The sequence below is a fragment of the Pedobacter indicus genome (assembly GCF_003449035.1).
GTDB lineage: Bacteria > Bacteroidota > Bacteroidia > Sphingobacteriales > Sphingobacteriaceae > Albibacterium > Albibacterium indicum.
In genome coordinates this window covers 3,382,492-3,399,532 of sequence record NZ_QRGB01000001.1, presented here as the reverse complement: position 1 = coordinate 3,399,532, position 17,041 = coordinate 3,382,492, and the positions used below count along the sequence as shown (strand labels likewise).

Here is a 17,041-nt window from a genome sequence, read left to right as displayed (position 1 = left end):
ATTTATCAACAATGGGTTTGTTATTCACAGCCTGATCGCTATTTGCCCTAAATAGTCCACTCGTCATGCACAATACCCACTAAGTAGTAGTTGCCGTTTACTTGTTTGAAGATCAACCGGAGCGCACGCCAGTCCATTCCGTTGTATTTTTCTTCAAAGCCGGAAAAGTGACTTTCAGTATACTGCGTTCCCGGGTAAATCTCGGCTTGGTTGTTTAGGCTATTCCCTGATGATATGGTTTCATTAATACTAAAGGTCTCGGGTTCAAGAAAATCAACATCATAGACAAACCTCTCAAAATATTCCTTTGCTGTCATATTAATCTCATCCCCCGTACCGTCAAAACTGCCCCAGATTCTTTTTTCATTGCTATTGACCGCCGAGAGAAAGTCAGCTGACGACAGTTGAACATGCGTATCGGGCTCTATGAATGCATAAGGTGAGAAGCGAACGCCTTCATCAGGGTGAATATACTGGACAAGCGCCTCATAGTTCTTGTTTTTAAAATCCTTTAGGATCTCAAGACTTAGCTGAGTCAGGTCTGTTTTGTCTACGCGCATGTTCGTAGTATCAGCTGACACGTTTGCGGAGTCAGCCTGATCGCCGCCTTGTTGGTTGTTGCGATTGTTACAAGACGCAAATAATAAGAGTGCGATGATAAATACAGGGAATGCTTTCATGCTTACATTGATTGAATGGCTAAAAATAATAAAAAATAAAGGAGCATAGAAATCTGAATGTAATTACGGACGATACACTTTAAGGAAAGATTCTTAACTTGTACCAGAAGTACAGTGGTCAAACAGTGGTTGAACAGTCCTCTAACAGTGGTTAAACTGTAGTAAAAGGACTGTTTAACGTCAGTTTAACCACCGTTAAACCACGCTTTGTTATGAACGAGTGAGAAACATCATCAGATCGATTTAATAATGAATTCGGGGTAGGTTTAATAATGAATCTAGGGAGAAGAAAAATATTAAAAATGTTTTTGATTTTTAATAAAAGGTACTACCTTTGCAATCCATAATTAGTCCTATACCTGCGGAAGTGGCGTAATTGGTAGCCGCACCAGACTTAGGATCTGGCGCCTCACGGCGTGGGGGTTCGAGTCCCTTCTTCCGCACTTGATTCCTCTCGACATAATCGGGGGGAATTTTTGTTAAATAAATAATTAACGTAAAGACAAACGTAATAGCAGCTATGAATATTTCTCAAGAGAACATCGATGACTTGAATGCAGTAGTCAGTATCGAATTAAAACCGGAAGACTATAAAAGTCAAGTCGACAGTGCTATAAAAAGTCAGGCAAAGCAAGCTAAGTTACCAGGGTTCCGTCCGGGAATGGTACCTGTTTCACATATTAAAAGAACGTATGGTAAGGCGATTTTGATCGATGAGATTAATAAACTAGTAAGCAATAGCTTAAACGATTACCTTACTGAAAATAAATTAGAGATTTTGGGTCAGCCACTTCCAAAAGAAGAGGATACACAGTATACATGGGGTTTTGAAGATGATTATAATTTCAAATATGAAATTGGTTTAGCCCCAAAAGTAGAGATTCCATTCACTGAAAAAGATACGCTTACAGAGTATGTGATTAAGGCAGATGACGAGACATTGAACTCCCGTATTTCTAACTTAAGAAAAAGCTATGGTAAGCGTTCGAACCCAGAAGTGTCAGAAGAGAACGATGTACTATATGGTGAGTTGACTCAGGTGGATGCGAAGGGTGAATCTATTGAGAACGGTATCGTGAAGACAACATCCGTACGAACAGATATCATCGATGATAAGAAAATCAAAAAGAACTTAGTAGGATTGAAAAAGGATGATGTTGTTCTGATCGATTTGAAGAAAGCGTATGATGAGAGCACTGTTGCCAGACTTTTGGATATTGAGGAAGACCAAGTGGCGGACTTAGTGGGAACATTTAACCTGAAGGTTGAAAATGTGAACCGTCTAGAAGAAGCTGAGATGGATCAAGAGTTTTTCGATAAAATTTACGGTGAAGGAACGGTAAAAACTGAAGAAGAATTCAAGGCGAAAGTACAAGAAGAAATTGAAAGCATGTTCGTTCAAAACGCAGATCAAAAGCTTCAGAATGATATGTATACAATGGGAATGGATCGTGTGAAAGCAGAATTCCCGGATGAATTTTTGAAGCGTTGGTTAAAAGCAACGAATGAAAAGTTGACGGATGAAGAAATAGCAGAAGGCTATGATGATTTCGTAAAGAACCTGAAATGGACTTTGATAGAGAACAAGATCATCAACGAAAATAAATTGGAGATCCAGTACGAAGAAGTGGTAGCTGCTGCAAAAGATCGGTTGTCTGCCCAGCTAAAAATGTACGGACAGCAGGATCTTCCTGACGAGCAATTATCACAATATGCCATGCAATTGCTTCAGGATAAAGAACAAGCAAATCGTTTGTTTGAAGAGGTAAAAGCGTTGAAAGTATTCGATCATTTGAAAGGTATCGTAAAACTTGAAAAGAAAGAAATTCCGTACAACGAGTTTCTTGAATTAAAGTAAAATTTTAGAAAAAATTTAAAAAGCCATGCTGATTCCAGTATGGCTTTTTTGATATAATAGACGTTATAACTCTGACGGTCGGGCATTTTGGCAGCTTTTGGCGTTGGATACTCGATGGCTCAGTTTTTGTAATTCTAGTTTTTTTGCTTATCCTTAATCTATATATTTATTCGTCTTAAATATTAAAACAAATCATTATGAGTATCGATAAAAAAGAATTTAGAAAATATGCAATCAAACATCACCGCATAGGTAGTCAACATGTTGATGGGTTTATTTCCAGAGTGGAAAATAAGCACGTGCCATTATCAATGACTCCATATATCATTGAAGAAAGACAATTAAATGTTGCTCAGATGGACGTGTTTTCACGTTTGATGATGGATCGCATCATCTTTTTAGGGGATGCAGTGACAGATCATGTCGCCAATATCATTCAAGCTCAGCTTTTGTTTCTTCAATCAGCAGATAATCAGCGTGATATTCAGATTTATATCAACTCTCCGGGGGGTAGTGTATATGCTGGTATGGGGATTTATGACACGATGCAATACATTTCTCCTGATGTTGCAACAATCTGTACGGGGATGGCTGCTTCGATGGGGGCAGTTCTATTGGTGGCTGGAGCTGAAGGTAAACGAGCGGCATTGGAACACTCCCGCGTTATGATCCATCAGCCATCAGGTGGTGCACAAGGTGTGGCTTCTGATATGGAGATCAACCTACGAGAGATGCTAAAATTGAAAAAGGAACTTTATTCGATTATTTCAAGGCATTCGGGAAAATCATACGAGTGGGTAGAAAAATCTTCTGACCGTGATTTCTGGATGACTTCTGAAGAAGCGAAGGAGCATGGGATGGTTGATGAAGTATTAAAAGGAAAGAAAAAAGACAATGGCAAAAAGTAAGGAAAAAGAAGTAGTTTGTTCTTTTTGTGGCCGGGCCCGAAAGGATACCATGTTGCTGATTAATGGTGATGGTGTCTACATTTGTGATAAATGTATTACGCAGGCAAATGAGTTGCTCGCCGAAGCTACGGGTGCTGAAAAAAGCAGGGCTATTGAAGGTGCGTTGAAGCTTTTGAAGCCTGCAGATATAAAAAAGCATCTTGATGAGTACGTGATTGGACAAAACGAAGCAAAACGCGTATTGTCGGTTGCTGTTTATAACCACTATAAGCGACTAAGCCAGAAGGTGGATGAAGATGGGATTGAGATTGAAAAGTCTAATATCATCATGGTAGGACAGACGGGAACAGGTAAGACCTTGTTGGCAAAAACGATTGCAAAGGTGCTGAATGTACCTTTTAGTATAGTTGATGCGACGGTATTAACAGAAGCTGGCTATGTTGGTGAGGATGTTGAAAGTATTTTGACACGTTTGCTGCAGGCAGCTGATTATGATGTAGCGGCAGCAGAACGAGGGATTGTATACATTGACGAAATTGATAAAATAGCTCGTAAAAGCGGGAATCCTTCAATAACGAGGGATGTTTCTGGTGAGGGTGTTCAGCAGGCATTGTTGAAGATTCTAGAGGGAACAAGCGTGAATGTACCACCCCAGGGTGGACGTAAGCACCCGGATCAAAAGATGATTGCTGTTAATACGACGAATATCTTATTTATATGCGGTGGGGCTTTCGATGGTATCGAGAAGCGGATAGCGAAGCGTTTGCGTACCACAGCGGTTGGTTATAAAATGTCATCTAACGGAGCAGATATTGATTTAGATAACTTGCATAAATACATTACTCCCCAGGATCTAAGGGCATTTGGTTTAATACCGGAATTGATTGGCCGATTACCGGCAATTACATTTTTAAATCCGCTGGATCGGGATACGCTTCTAAGTATCTTAACGCAACCAAAGAACGCCTTAATCAAGCAGTATGTTAAGTTATTTGCTTATGAGAACGTAAAGCTTGAGTTTGATGAGGAAGTGTTTGCGTTTATAGTAGATAAAGCGATGGAGTTCAATTTGGGAGCGCGTGGATTAAGGGCAATCTGTGAAGCAATTATGTTGGACGCTATGTTTGAGGTGCCATCTCAAAAAAATAAAAATGAAGATACGCTGCGGATTACCTTGGAATATGCACGGGAGAAGTTCGATAAATCAGATGTCGATAAGCTGAGGGCTGCGTAATTTTCACTCATAAATTGGTAAGTATCCGTCATTAAAATTGCAAGGTCCCCGTAATTACGGGGACTTTTTTTATATTTATAAATAGCTGTAAATAGTCATGAATGAGAAAGAAGATATAAATCAAAGCCCCGTCCAAGTTGGACTGAAAACGAAAGAGGAAATCGTTGAAAATTGGTTGCCCCGATATACAGGTCGATCTTTGGATGAGTTCGGTAGTTATATCTTGCTGACTAATTTTTCGAACTATTTGAAGTTGTTTTCAGAATGGCATGACAATGCACCGATTTTCGGATTGGATAAGCCGATGCAGAGTGTCACCGCAGATGGGATCACGATCATCAATTTTGGGATGGGAAGCCCGGTTGCTGCCACAGTAATGGATCTCTTATCTGCAATTCAACCGAAAGCGGTATTGTTTCTGGGTAAGGCGGGGGGCATTAAAAAAAAGAATAATATAGGAGATCTGGTGCTGCCAATTGCTGCTATACGGGGTGAAGGTACGTCGAATGATTATTTCCCGCCCGAAGTTCCGGCTTTACCTGCCTTTGCGCTACAGAAGGCAATTTCGACGACTATTCGTGACCATTCACTTGATTATTGGACCGGCACAGTATATACGACGAACAGACGTGTTTGGGAGCATGACAAAGGTTTCAAAAAGTACCTTAAACAATTGAGAGCAATGGCGGTAGATATGGAGACGGCAACTATTTTCTCGGTCGGATTTGCTAACAAGATACCGACGGGCGCTCTGCTCTTGATATCGGATCAGCCAATGGTTCCAGAAGGAGTGAAAACAGGAGAAAGCGATTCAAAAGTTAGTGCTGACTTTGTTGAGTCTCACCTGAAAATCGGTATCGAATCGTTGAAGCAATTAATTGAACATAAGTTAACGGTGAAACATTTGAAATTTTAGAAATCATTTGAGATTTTAGTAGTAATAATAACAAAGCAGGAAAATAAATACGATGTGGTATAATAATATTTTAGAAACGATCGGTAACACGCCATTGGTAAAGATCAATTCGATTACAAAAGATATCCAAGCAACAGTGTTGGCTAAAATCGAGTCCTTTAATCCGGGTAACTCGATTAAAGATCGGATGGCACTGAAAATGATTGAGGATGCGGAGCAAGCGGGACTCCTAAAGCCGGGAGGAACAATCATCGAGGGAACATCAGGGAACACGGGAATGGGCCTGGCAATGGCTGCTATTATTAAGGGGTATAAGTGTATTTTTACCACAACGGATAAACAGTCAAAGGAAAAGATCGACGCCTTGAAGGCTTTTGGGGCAGAGGTAATCGTATGTCCGACGGATGTGGATCCTGAAGATCCACGTTCATATTATTCGGTATCAAGCCGCTTGGTGGAAGAGACTCCTAATGCTTGGAAACCCAATCAATATGACAATCTTTCAAATACTCAGGCAAATTATGAGCAGACAGGTCCGGAAATTTGGGAGCAAACGGAAGGGAAAGTGACGCATTTGGTTGTTGGGGTAGGTACAGGGGGAACAATCTGCGGTACGGGAAAATACTTGAAGGAGCAAAATCCTGACATCAAGGTGTGGGGAGTTGATTCATACGGATCGGTTTTTAAAAAATATAAAGAAACAGGTATTTTCGATAAGAACGAGATATATCCTTATATCACGGAGGGGATTGGTGAAGATTTTCTACCTAAAAATGTAGATTTTGATCTTATTGACCATTTTGAAAAAGTAACTGATAAAGATGGGGCGATTATGACTATGGAGCTTGCCCGGAAAGAAGGAATCTTTGTTGGTAATTCAGCGGGGGCAGCATTAGCAGGCGTGATACAAATGAAAGATCAATTAAAAGAGGACGATGTAGTTGTGGTGATCTTTCATGATCATGGTTCCCGTTATATGGGTAAGATGTTTAATGATGATTGGATGAAGGAAAAAGGCTTTATAAAAGATTAAAATGACTTCATTAAGAAATTAAATAACAGGGCCGGATGACACTCGTCATCCGGCCCTGTTATTTCTAAGCAGGCTCGTGCCTGCTTAGATAAAATAGATATTATTTTTTAGCTACTAAGTGTACCTCGAAATTGATTTCTTTACTAATAAGGTCGTCCGCTTTTCCTTGGTAGCTAACTCCCCAGTCTTCACGAGCGATGTTGAAATTAGCATCAAGAACTGCAGATTCAGCAGATAGATCGGAAGCAGTAGCATCAAATTTGATGTTCTTCGTAACGCCGCGGATGGTTAAGTTTCCTGATACAACTAGATCAGTAGCGGTAGCCCCTTCTGTAACTTCTATTATTTCAAAAGTAGCGCTCGGGTGATTTTCTACATGAAAGAAATCCTCACTCCTCAAGTGACCCATCAATTTATCTCTCATTTCTCCTTCAAGATCCTGAACATCGATGGTGTTCAAGTCAATTTCAAAATTACCTCCCGTTAAGTGTCCGTCTTATGAAACGATTAGAGAGCCTGAAGTTATATCAACTTCTCCATGGTGCTTGCCGGTAACTTTTTGTCCGAGCCATTTAACGGTAGATTCAGCGGTATCAACGATCAACTCGTTACCCTCAGTAGTTACCGTGCTTTCAACGGCATCTGAGGTTTCAGCTTTCTGACCTTCAGGGTTACTTACACAAGAAGCTAAAAAGATAGCTGGTGCGCTTAATAAAACTAAAATTTTTCTCATTTTTCTAAAAATTGTTTTTTCCTATTTTTAATAACCAATCTTCAAAAAACGACATTTTCACGGAAATATAGTTCAACGAGTTTATTTCATGACAAATTCATGATGCTTCGTTAACATGATATTAATATGGAAGGGCTTTGTTATCTTTTAATTATCAGAACTAATTCGTTTGATATCCGCACCCAGGGCACGGAGACGCTCTTCGATATCCTGATATCCTCTTTCAATCTGTTCTATATTATGGATAATCGACTTGCCTTGTGCGGAAAGTGCTGCAATAAGGAGAGACACTCCGGCACGAATATCGGGAGAGGACATCTCGATTCCACGTAAACGGACCTCATTGTTCAGGCCAATCACGGTAGCCCTGTGTGGATCACATAGGATGATCTGTGCGCCCATGTCGATAAGCTTATCCACAAAAAATAAGCGGCTTTCGAACATCTTCTGATGGATCAGAACATTGCCTTTCGCTTGGATGGCCACAACTAGAATAATGCTCAGAAGATCAGGAGTGAATCCGGGCCAGGGGGCATCACTTACGGTTAGGATCGAGCCATCAATGAATGTCTCAATCTCATAACTATCCTGAGCAGGGATATAAATATCGTCACCCCGAAGTTCAAACTTAATCCCCAGACGAGAGAAAATAGTTGGAATGATACCTAACTCATGAAAATGCACATCTTTAATGGTTATTTCCGAACCTGTCATTGCCGCTAAACCAATAAAGGAACCGATTTCGATCATATCGGGAAGCATTCGGTGTTCTGTGCCGCCTAGCTCTTCGACACCTTCGATGTTTAATAAATTAGAGCCTATACCACTGATTTTTGCTCCCATACGGTTTAGCATCTTACAAAGTTGCTGCAGGTAAGGCTCACAAGCAGCGTTGTAGATCGTAGTTTTTCCTTTGGCCAAAACAGCAGCCATCACAATATTGGCTGTACCCGTAACAGAAGCTTCGTCCATTAGGATGTAGGTCCCTTTTAGGTCAGTCGCGTCGACATCAAAGAAGTGATTCTCTGCATCGTATACAAATTTAGCACCGAGCTTTTCCAGACCAATAAAATGGGTGTCTAAACGTCGGCGTCCAATCTTATCACCACCCGGTTTCGGAATAGAAGCTTTTCCAAAGCGCGCTAACAGCGGACCGACAATCATAATGGAGCCGCGTAAACTACCTCCTTTTGTTTTGAATTCCTCCGTTTGGAAATATTCTGTGTTGATGTTTTCTGCTTGGAATGTGTAAGTATCCTTATTGAGACGTTCGACGGCTACGCCAAGGTTGCTAAGGAGGTCGATTAGTTTATTAACATCCTTGATGTCGGGAACATTGCTGATCGTTATCTTTTCTTTGGTTAATAGTACCGCTGAAATAATTTGTAATGCCTCATTTTTTGCACCCTGAGGGATGATCTCTCCCTTTAGTGGTTTGCCTCCTATAATCTCAAAAGAATTCTTGCTCATCAATATGTATTTACGATGTATTTAAAATTAGTGGCGCTTACCGTTTCTTTTTTTGCCTCCGTTTTGATTTTTTCCGCTCTTGTTGCTTTTTGAACTTTGGTTTGAGCGGGTACGGCTTCCTGGGGGCGGGGTTTTGAATTCCACCTTATTCAGAGATATGTTTTCGTCAATCAATAGTTCGCCATTAGATAACTCCTTCAGGTCGTTGATAATGGTCTCATCCGCCACAGAATCTTTGTTCCAGGTAACGTAAGCCATTTTCATGAAATTGGCAATTGAGGTGACCATTTTTTTCTGACTATCCGGGTTTTCAATCTTTTTCGCTGAATCGATTAGCTTTTCTACCGTTTTTCCGTAATGTTTATAACGTATACGGTGTTGAGGGTAATCCAATATTTCTGGTCTTGAGCGGAGAGATTCTTTTTCAGGAACAGGATAGGGCGAATCAACATCGATTTTGAAGTCAGAAATGATATGAAGATGATCCCAAAGCTTATGCTTAAAGTCAGACACATCACGTAAGTGTGGATTTAAGAAGCCCATAAGGTCGATAACTACCTGAGCATATTTATTTCTTTCTTCTCGGGTTGGTAGTGTACAAATGTAATCTACCATATTTTGCACGTTGCGACCGTATTCGGCAAGAATAAGGGGCGAACGTGTACTATTATAATCAAATTCCATAATGAATTTTGGGTTAATCTATAATTCTAAGTTTTGCAAATTTAAGCAACAATTGCTTCTGTCCTAATTCTTTGAAGAAAATAGTCGCTTTTATGTCCGGTTTTTTCCCTTCGACATTAACTACTTTTCCGAAACCGAATCTTTCATGTTCAACTTCCATGCCTACCTGCAGGTTGCTGGTATCCGAAGGACTGAAATTAGCTGTCGGTACATGAGCTCTTGGTAGGATCGTAGTTGTTTTTTGCTTAATCTTCGGTTTGGGTTTAAAGTATGAGTCGCCCTGGCCGTTCGATTGGTTTTGCTGCCAGCCCGTTCTTTCCGATGCAAAGCTTGAGGCGGTCGGGCTGCTTTCCATGCGTGGTTTGAAATCCAGATCGAGGTATTGCGGATCTAATTCATCAATAAACCGACTGGGTTCGCAATTGTTGAGTGTTCCCCACTGATAACGCGATGTCGCGTAAGAGATATACACGTTTTTTTCGGCCCGAGTTAGCGCTACGTAAAATAAGCGGCGTTCTTCTTCAAGATCGCTTCGGGAATTTAGGGAACGTTGCGACGGGAACAGGTTTTCTTCCAGACCAACAATATGAACGTATGGGAATTCCAGTCCTTTTGAAGAGTGGATCGTCATTAATGACACGGTATCGGCATTCGGATCCTTATCATTGTCCTCGTTTGTCAGCAAGGCAATATCCTGCATAAATATATCAAGCCCTTTTTCTTCGATATCTTCGCGCTCGCTAAACTCTTTTATCCCGTTTAATAGTTCTTGAATGTTTTCGTAACGACTTAAACCTTCTACTGATTTATCTTCATATAGATCGCGTAACAGGCCAGAGTGTTGAGCGATATGCATAGCGGTATCAAAAGCACTATGATCCTTTGCTATAGCCTGAAAACTCTGGATTAGAGTTGAAAAAGAACCAATAGCAGAAGCAATTCGACCATCAAGGTAGCGCGGAGCTTCTTTGATAATATCCCAAAGTCCTGTATTATGCTGATCTGAGGCAATCATAATCCGTTCTACGGATGTATTGCCGATGCCGCGCCGCGGATAATTGATAACCCGTTTAATAGCTTCTTCGTCGTTAGGATTGTAGGTTAGCCGGAAATATGCAATCAGATCTTTGATTTCTTTCCGTTGGTAAAATGATGTGCCGCCGTAGATCTTGTATGGAACGCCAAGTTTTCGCAATGCCTCTTCCATTGCACGAGATTGCGCGTTGGTACGGTATAAAATAGCGAAATCTTTGTATTGAGAGCCAGATAAGGAACGCTTCTGTACAATATTTTCTGCTACAATTTTTCCTTCTTCATTGTCGCTGAATGCGCGCATGATCTTGATTTTATCACCCGTCTCATTTTTTGAGAAGACATCCTTTTTTAATTGATTTTTGTTTCTAGCGATAATGCTGTTGGCAATATTGACAATGTTTTGAGTAGAACGGTAATTCTGCTCCAGTTTAAAGACATTTAAGTCGGGGTAATCCTTCTCGAAGTTCAGAATGTTCTGGATGTTCGCGCCGCGAAAAGCATAGATACTCTGTGCATCATCACCTACAACGCATAAGTTTTCATGAATAGCCGCCAGTTTTTTAACAATAAGGTATTGTGAGAAGTTGGTATCCTGGTACTCATCGAGCATTAAATATTTAAACTTGTTTTGATACTTATAGAGAATTTCTGGATGATCTTTTAGCAATACATTGGTTTTAAAAAGGAGATCATCAAAATCCATCGCCCCTGCTTTAAAACAGCGCTGCGTATAAGTCTGGTATATCTGACCAAGGAAAGATCTGCCGGTCGAGTTGTCTTCCGCTTGGATGTGCTCATTCTTCTGATACTCCGCTGCTGATATGAGGTTGTTTTTTGCGGACGATATACGATTATAGACGAAGTTAGCATTGTACAGCTTATCGTCGAGTTGCATTTCTTTTAGAATTGTCCGGATCAGGCTTTTTGAATCATCTGTATCATAGATGGTGAAATTAGAGGGGTAGCCTATGTGTTGCGCCTCGACACGTAAGATTCTGGCGAATACGGAGTGAAAAGTACCCATCCAAATATTTCTGGCTGCATCGCCAACCACACTGGTAATCCGTTCTCTCATTTCCCTGGCAGCTTTATTGGTAAAGGTTAGTACCAAAATACTGAAAGGATCGACTCCGTTTCGGATAAGGTGTGCTACCCGGTAGGTAATGACGCGTGTTTTTCCTGAACCTGCGCCGGCCACAATCATTACTGGCCCATTTATCTGTTCTACTGCTGCTCGTTGAGATGGATTTAATCCTTCTAAATAATCCAAGTTTGTACCTCTTCTTTTTTTGACCTAATTTACAAATTATAATTTATGGCGACCTGATGATTTTCTCACGTTCTTCACGCTTTGGAGTTTGAGTGCGTGCTGTTTTTCGACGAATTCGATCACCTTGGCTGCGATGTCCCGGTTAGTAGCCTTCTCGATTCCTTCCAGCCCTGGTGATGAATTGACTTCCAAAACTAAGGGACCACGGTCGGATGGCAGCATATCAACACCGCAGACCGTTAAGCCTAATTCTTTGGCGGCTTTCAGCGCGGTTTCACGCTCTGCTTTAGTCAGTTTGATTAGTTCGGCTGTTCCGCCACGATGGAGATTCGAGCGGAATTCGCCTTCTTTGGCGGTGCGTTTCATCGCTCCAACTACTTTTCCATCAACAACAAAAACACGAATATCCGTTCCTCTTGCCTCTTTAATATATTCCTGGATAAGGATGTTGTTCCCTAACCCGAAAAAAGCTTCAATAACGGAGCTGGCTGCTTTTTTGGTTTCAGCCAATACAACACCGATACCTTGAGTGCCTTCGAGTAATTTAATTACCAGGGGAGCGCCACCTACCATTTTAATAAGATCATCTACATCATGGGTGTTTCTGGCGAAACCGGTGACCGGAAGCCCAATACCCGCGCCAGAGAGAATTTGCATGCAACGCAGCTTATCTCGTGATCGTGTAATGGCTTGACTGGGATTGGCTGATATAACACCCATCACTTCAAACTGACGAACGATGGCAGACCCATAAAAGGTGAGGGAAGCGCCGATTCGCGGAATAATCGCATCGATATCCGATACATCCTGCCCGTTATAATGAATGCTGGGTTGCCCTTGTTTAATACCAACATAACATTTTCTATGATCGAGGATCAGGCATTCATGTCCACGATTTTCAGCAGCCTCAAATAGTTTTTTGGTAGAATATAAATTCTTATTGGTTGAAAGGATTGCGATTTTCACTTCTTAATAATTTGAATGTTTTATTTTACTCCGTCGTTTTTCTTCTTTTTCCGCTGGGCTAAGTTAGCGCGGCTGACATCCACCAAAAATTTCCTGCGTATAAAGCTTCTGCCTAATAGCATTGGGAATTCCATATTGGACCGATCTCTCAGCGATATCTCGATGTCATAGATCTCATTGAACATCCGTACTCGGGTGTGGACAATGTAACGGTTTTCTTCCAATCCGAACGAGTTTTTTATTTTTCTTTCCTTATGAAAGGGCAGGATGAAGGTTTTCCCTCCGGACATCTCCTCGTTCAACGGACTGAATTTAACAAATTGCTTTCTGCCTTTCTTAATCAACTCGATATACTCGCAATGCAAAACGGAAGTCTTGGCTCCAGTATCGACTTTAGCGGGTACCTCTAAGAGTTCAAAATCAATAAAATCGACTAATTCTTTCCAGCCTATTCTTCTCATTTGATTAACTTTTTTATAACGGTTCGTTCCAAAGATTACATGGAAACTTATATCATTCTAATATGTAAACGTGCCGAACTCGCTCTCGATGGTCACTTTCTTAGAATCTGCCCCTTTTACATAACCAATCGTCTGCGCAGGAATTCCAAAACTTTCAGAAATCTGGATAATTTCCTCAGCCAGGTGACTGGGAATATAGATTTCCATTCGATGACCCATATTGAAGACTTTATACATTTCTTGCCAATCCGTTCCTGACTCTTCTTGGATTAACTTGAAAAGAGGGGGTAGGGGGAATAAATTATTCTTGATGACATGGAGCTTCTCTATAAAATGCAATACTTTGGTTTGCGCGCCACCACTACAATGCACCATGCCGTGAATGTCTGCACGGTGAGAATCCAAGATTTTTTTGATGACCGGTGCGTATGTGCGAGTGGGCGATAAGACTAATTTCCCTGCTGTAACCGTTTTTCCTTCTCCAATATCGATTGGGTCAGTAAGCGATCGGCTGCCTGAAAAAACCAGATTGGAAGGAATGGAAGGGTTATAGCTTTCAGGGTACTGTGAGGCATTTTCTTTTGAAAAGACATCGTGGCGAGCAGAAGTCAATCCATTTGACCCCATACCGCCGTTATATTCACTTTCATAGTTAGCCTGCCCGAAAGAGGCGAGTCCGACGATGACATCACCTTCCTGAATTGTATGATTCGAAATAACATCGGAGCGTTTCATTCTGCAGGTTACCGTGGAGTCTACAATGATGGTGCGCACCAAGTCGCCTACATCGGCGGTTTCACCACCTGTAGAATAAATTCCGATACCAAGTTCCCGAAGTTCATGTAGAATCTCTTCTGTTCCGTTGATGATCTCTGCGATAACTTCGCCAGGTATCAGGTTCTTATTTCTTCCAATAGTAGAAGACAATAAGATATTGTCTGTTGCACCAACACAAAGAAGATCATCCAGGTTCATAATAATAGCATCTTGTGCAATCCCTTTCCAAACGCTGGTATCGCCGGTTTCCCTCCAATAGAGGTAGGCTAGGGAGGATTTCGTTCCGGCTCCGTCTGCATGCATAATATTGCAGTATGCCTCATCGTTTCCGAGAATATCTGGAATAATTTTACAAAACGCTTGAGGGAACAAACCTTTATCTATGTTTTTGATGGCATTATGCACATCTTCTTTGCCAGCGGATACGCCGCGTTGGTTATATTTTAAATCAGACATTGCCACAAAAATAAGCAATATGAATTGAAATTATGGTAAATAATAAAAGGTCAGACAATGCTGACCTTTCATGATTATATCGGTGGATTGGAATTTATTTAACGAATAAAAGCTCGCGTAGCTTTGGTACAGGCCATTTGTTATCGTCTACAATTTGCTCCAGTTTGTTGATATGGTAGCGAATCTGATCGAAATATACCTTAACCTTTTCATCATAGGCAATCGCGCGTTCACGGATATCCTCGATCGTGTTGGCTTTTTTCCGTTCCTGACGCATTTCTTCGGTAAGCTCTAAAATATTATTAATTAAAGAGGAAATCCGTTCTACCAGGTTCAGTTGGGAGCTATAGGACTCTTTTGGAAGTCCCAGGTCTTTTAGACCTTTGACATTTTCAATAAGCTCATTTAAGTAGGTGATTGATGCCGGAGCGAGCATGCTATTGACAATTTCACCGATGACACGCGCCTCGATTTGAATCTTTTTATAATAGCTTTCCAGTAAAATTTCATGACGGGCGATGGATTCACGTCGGTTGAGGATTCCGAGCGATTCAAAAAGCTTCACTGATTTTTCCTCGGTATAAACGTCAAGGGCTTTTGGTGTAGTTTTTATATTCGAGAGGCCTCTTTTTTCTGCTTCAATCTCCCATTCTTTGCTATAACCGTTGCCTTCAAAACGTATGTTCTTAGATTGCTTGATGTACTTACGGATTACATTTAGGAGGGCTAGATCCTTTTTCGTTCCTTTTGCAATCAACTTATCAACTTCTGTTTTGAATTTGATAAGTTGATCAGCCACAATTGCATTGAGCACCGTCATGGAGCTTGCACAGTTAGACGAAGAGCCTACAGCTCTGAATTCGAATTTGTTGCCTGTGAATGCAAAAGGGGAGGTGCGGTTACGGTCTGTATTGTCCAGGTTTAACTCAGGTATTTTCGGAATACCATGCCATAGCATGCTTTCAGCCTTTACGATTTTCGCTATCCTCGGAGTTTCAACCTCATCCAGCATATCGCTTAATTGGCTTCCAATAAAGATTGATATAATGGCTGGCGGCGCTTCGTTTGCACCCAAACGATGATCATTGCTAGCTGAAGCTATTGATGCTCTCATGAGGTCATTATACTCATATACGGCTTTGATCGTGTTGACAAAGAAGGTCAGGAACATCAAATTGGTTTTCGGAGTCTTGCCGGGTGATAACAGGTTTACTCCGGTGCTGGTAATTAATGACCAGTTGTTATGTTTGCCTGATCCGTTAATGTCAGCATATGGCTTCTCGTGGATAAGGACTTTAAATTTATGGCGTAGTGCGACCTGCTCCATGATGTTTAGAAGAAGCTGATTATGGTCAATCGCCAAATTCATTTCTTCATACATAGGAGCACACTCGAACTGCGACGGTGCTACTTCGTTATGCCGGGTTTTTAAGGGTATTCCGAGCTTTAATGCTTCATTTTCAAGATCAACCATAAAGGCCATCACACGCTCGGGTATGGATCCAAAATAATGATCATCAAGCTGCTGACCTTTTGCCGACATATGACCAAACAAGGTTCTTCCTGTCAAGAGAAGGTCTGGCCGTGCGTTGAATAGAGAAAGATCAACCAAGAAGTACTCTTGTTCAATTCCTAATGATGCTGAAACCCGGGTAACGCTTTTACTGAAATACTGACAAACATCCGTTGCTGCTTTGTCCAGCGCGTTGAGCGACTTTAATAAAGGAGCTTTGTAGTCTAAAGCTTCACCGGTATAGGATAGGAATACGGTTGGTATACAAAGTGTCTTTCCAGCTGCGGTCTCAAACAGAAAAGCAGGTGAGGTTGGGTCCCAACCCGTATATCCACGGGCTTCAAATGTATTTCTGATTCCACCGTTAGGGAAGCTAGAGGCATCTGGTTCTTGTTGAATCAATGCGTCTGCCGTAAATTTTTCTATGGCGACACCTTCATTGTCAGGTTCGAAGAACGCATCGTGCTTTTCAGCTGTGCTTCCTGTTAAGGGTTGAAACCAGTGTGTATAATGAGTGGCACCGTTGGCAATTGCCCAGCCTTTAATAGCTTGGGAAATATGTTCGGCCAGATCACGGTCAATTACATCGTTACCTTCTACGGCGTTTAAAAGTTTTTCATATGCATTTTTGGGTAAGAAGTCCTTCATCTTCTTAATACCAAAAACATTCTGTCCATAAAAGCTTGACGGTTTTCCTTTGGGAATAACAAAGTCGATTTTTTCACGTGATAAAACAGTTTCTACTGCATCGAACCTTAGGTTGTTCATTTTTTTATTAATTTTATTTATCTTTTTTTGACTTATTGGTAGTCTTAAGCAAAAATCAGTATTTTTTTTCGATAATTACTAATTTTTTTTTAGTCAAATATTGAGAAAAGTATGGTTTTTTTGAATTTTGATCGTCAAAAATGACTGTTTGTTATTGAAGAGCTTTGTTTTATTGCTTTTTTATCTTGTGCTGAAAAGGAATTGTTCGTTATTGTTCAATTTTTTAATTGATCAAAAAAAGTTGAACTTTATTTAATAGGTATATGATTAAGTATGATG

14 protein-coding genes, 1 tRNA gene and 1 pseudogene are annotated in these 17,041 nt (G+C 40.9%); 6 read left to right on the top strand and 10 right to left on the bottom strand.

The features are described 5' to 3' along the window. Positions 1-47 precede the first annotated feature (47 nt). On the bottom strand, positions 48-680 hold the full coding sequence (locus D3P12_RS14935; RefSeq protein WP_118196819.1) for a hypothetical protein: 633 nt from the start codon (positions 678-680) through the stop codon (positions 48-50). Positions 681-1,041: 361 nt separating this feature from the next. Here D3P12_RS14935 and D3P12_RS14930 point away from each other — a divergent pair. From D3P12_RS14930 to D3P12_RS14905, 6 genes and pseudogenes are all read left to right on the top strand, one after another. Further along, positions 1,042-1,123 (top strand) — tRNA-Leu (locus D3P12_RS14930). A gap of 77 nt (positions 1,124-1,200) precedes the next feature. After that, positions 1,201-2,538 (top strand): trigger factor, encoded by a 1,338-nt coding sequence (gene tig / locus D3P12_RS14925; protein WP_118196818.1) that lies wholly within the window; start codon positions 1,201-1,203, stop codon positions 2,536-2,538. 197 nt (positions 2,539-2,735) lie between these two features. Next, the gene (gene clpP, locus D3P12_RS14920) at positions 2,736-3,446 is read left to right on the top strand and encodes an ATP-dependent Clp endopeptidase proteolytic subunit ClpP (protein ID WP_118196816.1); all 711 of its coding nucleotides are present in this window, start codon (positions 2,736-2,738) and stop codon (positions 3,444-3,446) included. Continuing rightward, on the top strand, positions 3,433-4,680 hold the full coding sequence (clpX, locus tag D3P12_RS14915; RefSeq protein ID WP_118196815.1) for an ATP-dependent Clp protease ATP-binding subunit ClpX: 1,248 nt from the start codon (positions 3,433-3,435) through the stop codon (positions 4,678-4,680). The genes clpP and clpX overlap by 14 nt, the downstream gene beginning before the upstream one ends. 97 nt (positions 4,681-4,777) lie before the next feature. Then, positions 4,778-5,596: an AMP nucleosidase gene (locus tag D3P12_RS14910; protein ID WP_118196812.1), complete on the top strand. Its 819-nt coding sequence runs from the start codon at positions 4,778-4,780 to the stop codon at positions 5,594-5,596. Between the two features lie 52 nt (positions 5,597-5,648). Then, a pseudogene (locus D3P12_RS14905) lies at positions 5,649-6,626 on the top strand (PLP-dependent cysteine synthase family protein); the annotation flags it as partial. 103 nt (positions 6,627-6,729) lie between these two features. Here D3P12_RS14905 and D3P12_RS15635 read toward each other — a convergent pair. The 9 genes from D3P12_RS15635 to D3P12_RS14865 form a co-directional block, all read right to left on the bottom strand. Then, positions 6,730-7,095: a YceI family protein gene (locus D3P12_RS15635; protein WP_262511149.1), complete on the bottom strand. Its 366-nt coding sequence runs from the start codon at positions 7,093-7,095 to the stop codon at positions 6,730-6,732. Between the two features lie 30 nt (positions 7,096-7,125). Then, positions 7,126-7,362, bottom strand: a complete 237-nt coding sequence (locus D3P12_RS15630) for a hypothetical protein (protein WP_245977466.1) — start codon at positions 7,360-7,362, stop codon at positions 7,126-7,128. Positions 7,363-7,509: 147 nt separating this feature from the next. Further along, positions 7,510-8,832 carry a UDP-N-acetylglucosamine 1-carboxyvinyltransferase gene (gene murA, locus D3P12_RS14895; RefSeq protein ID WP_118196808.1) on the bottom strand — a complete coding sequence of 441 codons (1,323 nt, stop codon included), beginning with the start codon at positions 8,830-8,832 and terminating at the stop codon, positions 7,510-7,512. Positions 8,833-8,859: 27 nt separating this feature from the next. After that, on the bottom strand, positions 8,860-9,516 hold the full coding sequence (locus D3P12_RS14890) for a DUF4290 domain-containing protein (RefSeq protein ID WP_118196806.1): 657 nt from the start codon (positions 9,514-9,516) through the stop codon (positions 8,860-8,862). A 13-nt stretch (positions 9,517-9,529) separates the two neighbouring features. Then, positions 9,530-11,821 (bottom strand): ATP-dependent helicase, encoded by a 2,292-nt coding sequence (locus D3P12_RS14885; RefSeq protein WP_118196804.1) that lies wholly within the window; start codon positions 11,819-11,821, stop codon positions 9,530-9,532. A 36-nt stretch (positions 11,822-11,857) separates the two neighbouring features. Then, positions 11,858-12,787 carry a 30S ribosomal protein S6--L-glutamate ligase gene (gene rimK / locus D3P12_RS14880; protein ID WP_118196802.1) on the bottom strand — a complete coding sequence of 310 codons (930 nt, stop codon included), beginning with the start codon at positions 12,785-12,787 and terminating at the stop codon, positions 11,858-11,860. Between the two features lie 20 nt (positions 12,788-12,807). Further along, positions 12,808-13,248, bottom strand: a complete 441-nt coding sequence (locus tag D3P12_RS14875) for an ATP-dependent zinc protease family protein (protein ID WP_118196801.1) — start codon at positions 13,246-13,248, stop codon at positions 12,808-12,810. 57 nt (positions 13,249-13,305) lie between these two features. Then, a complete protein-coding gene (locus D3P12_RS14870) occupies positions 13,306-14,481 on the bottom strand; it encodes an AIR synthase related protein (protein WP_118196799.1) in 1,176 nt (391 codons plus the stop codon). Between the two features lie 94 nt (positions 14,482-14,575). After that, the gene (locus D3P12_RS14865) at positions 14,576-16,762 is read right to left on the bottom strand and encodes a glutamine synthetase III family protein (protein ID WP_118196797.1); all 2,187 of its coding nucleotides are present in this window, start codon (positions 16,760-16,762) and stop codon (positions 14,576-14,578) included. Positions 16,763-17,041: the final 279 nt, after the last annotated feature.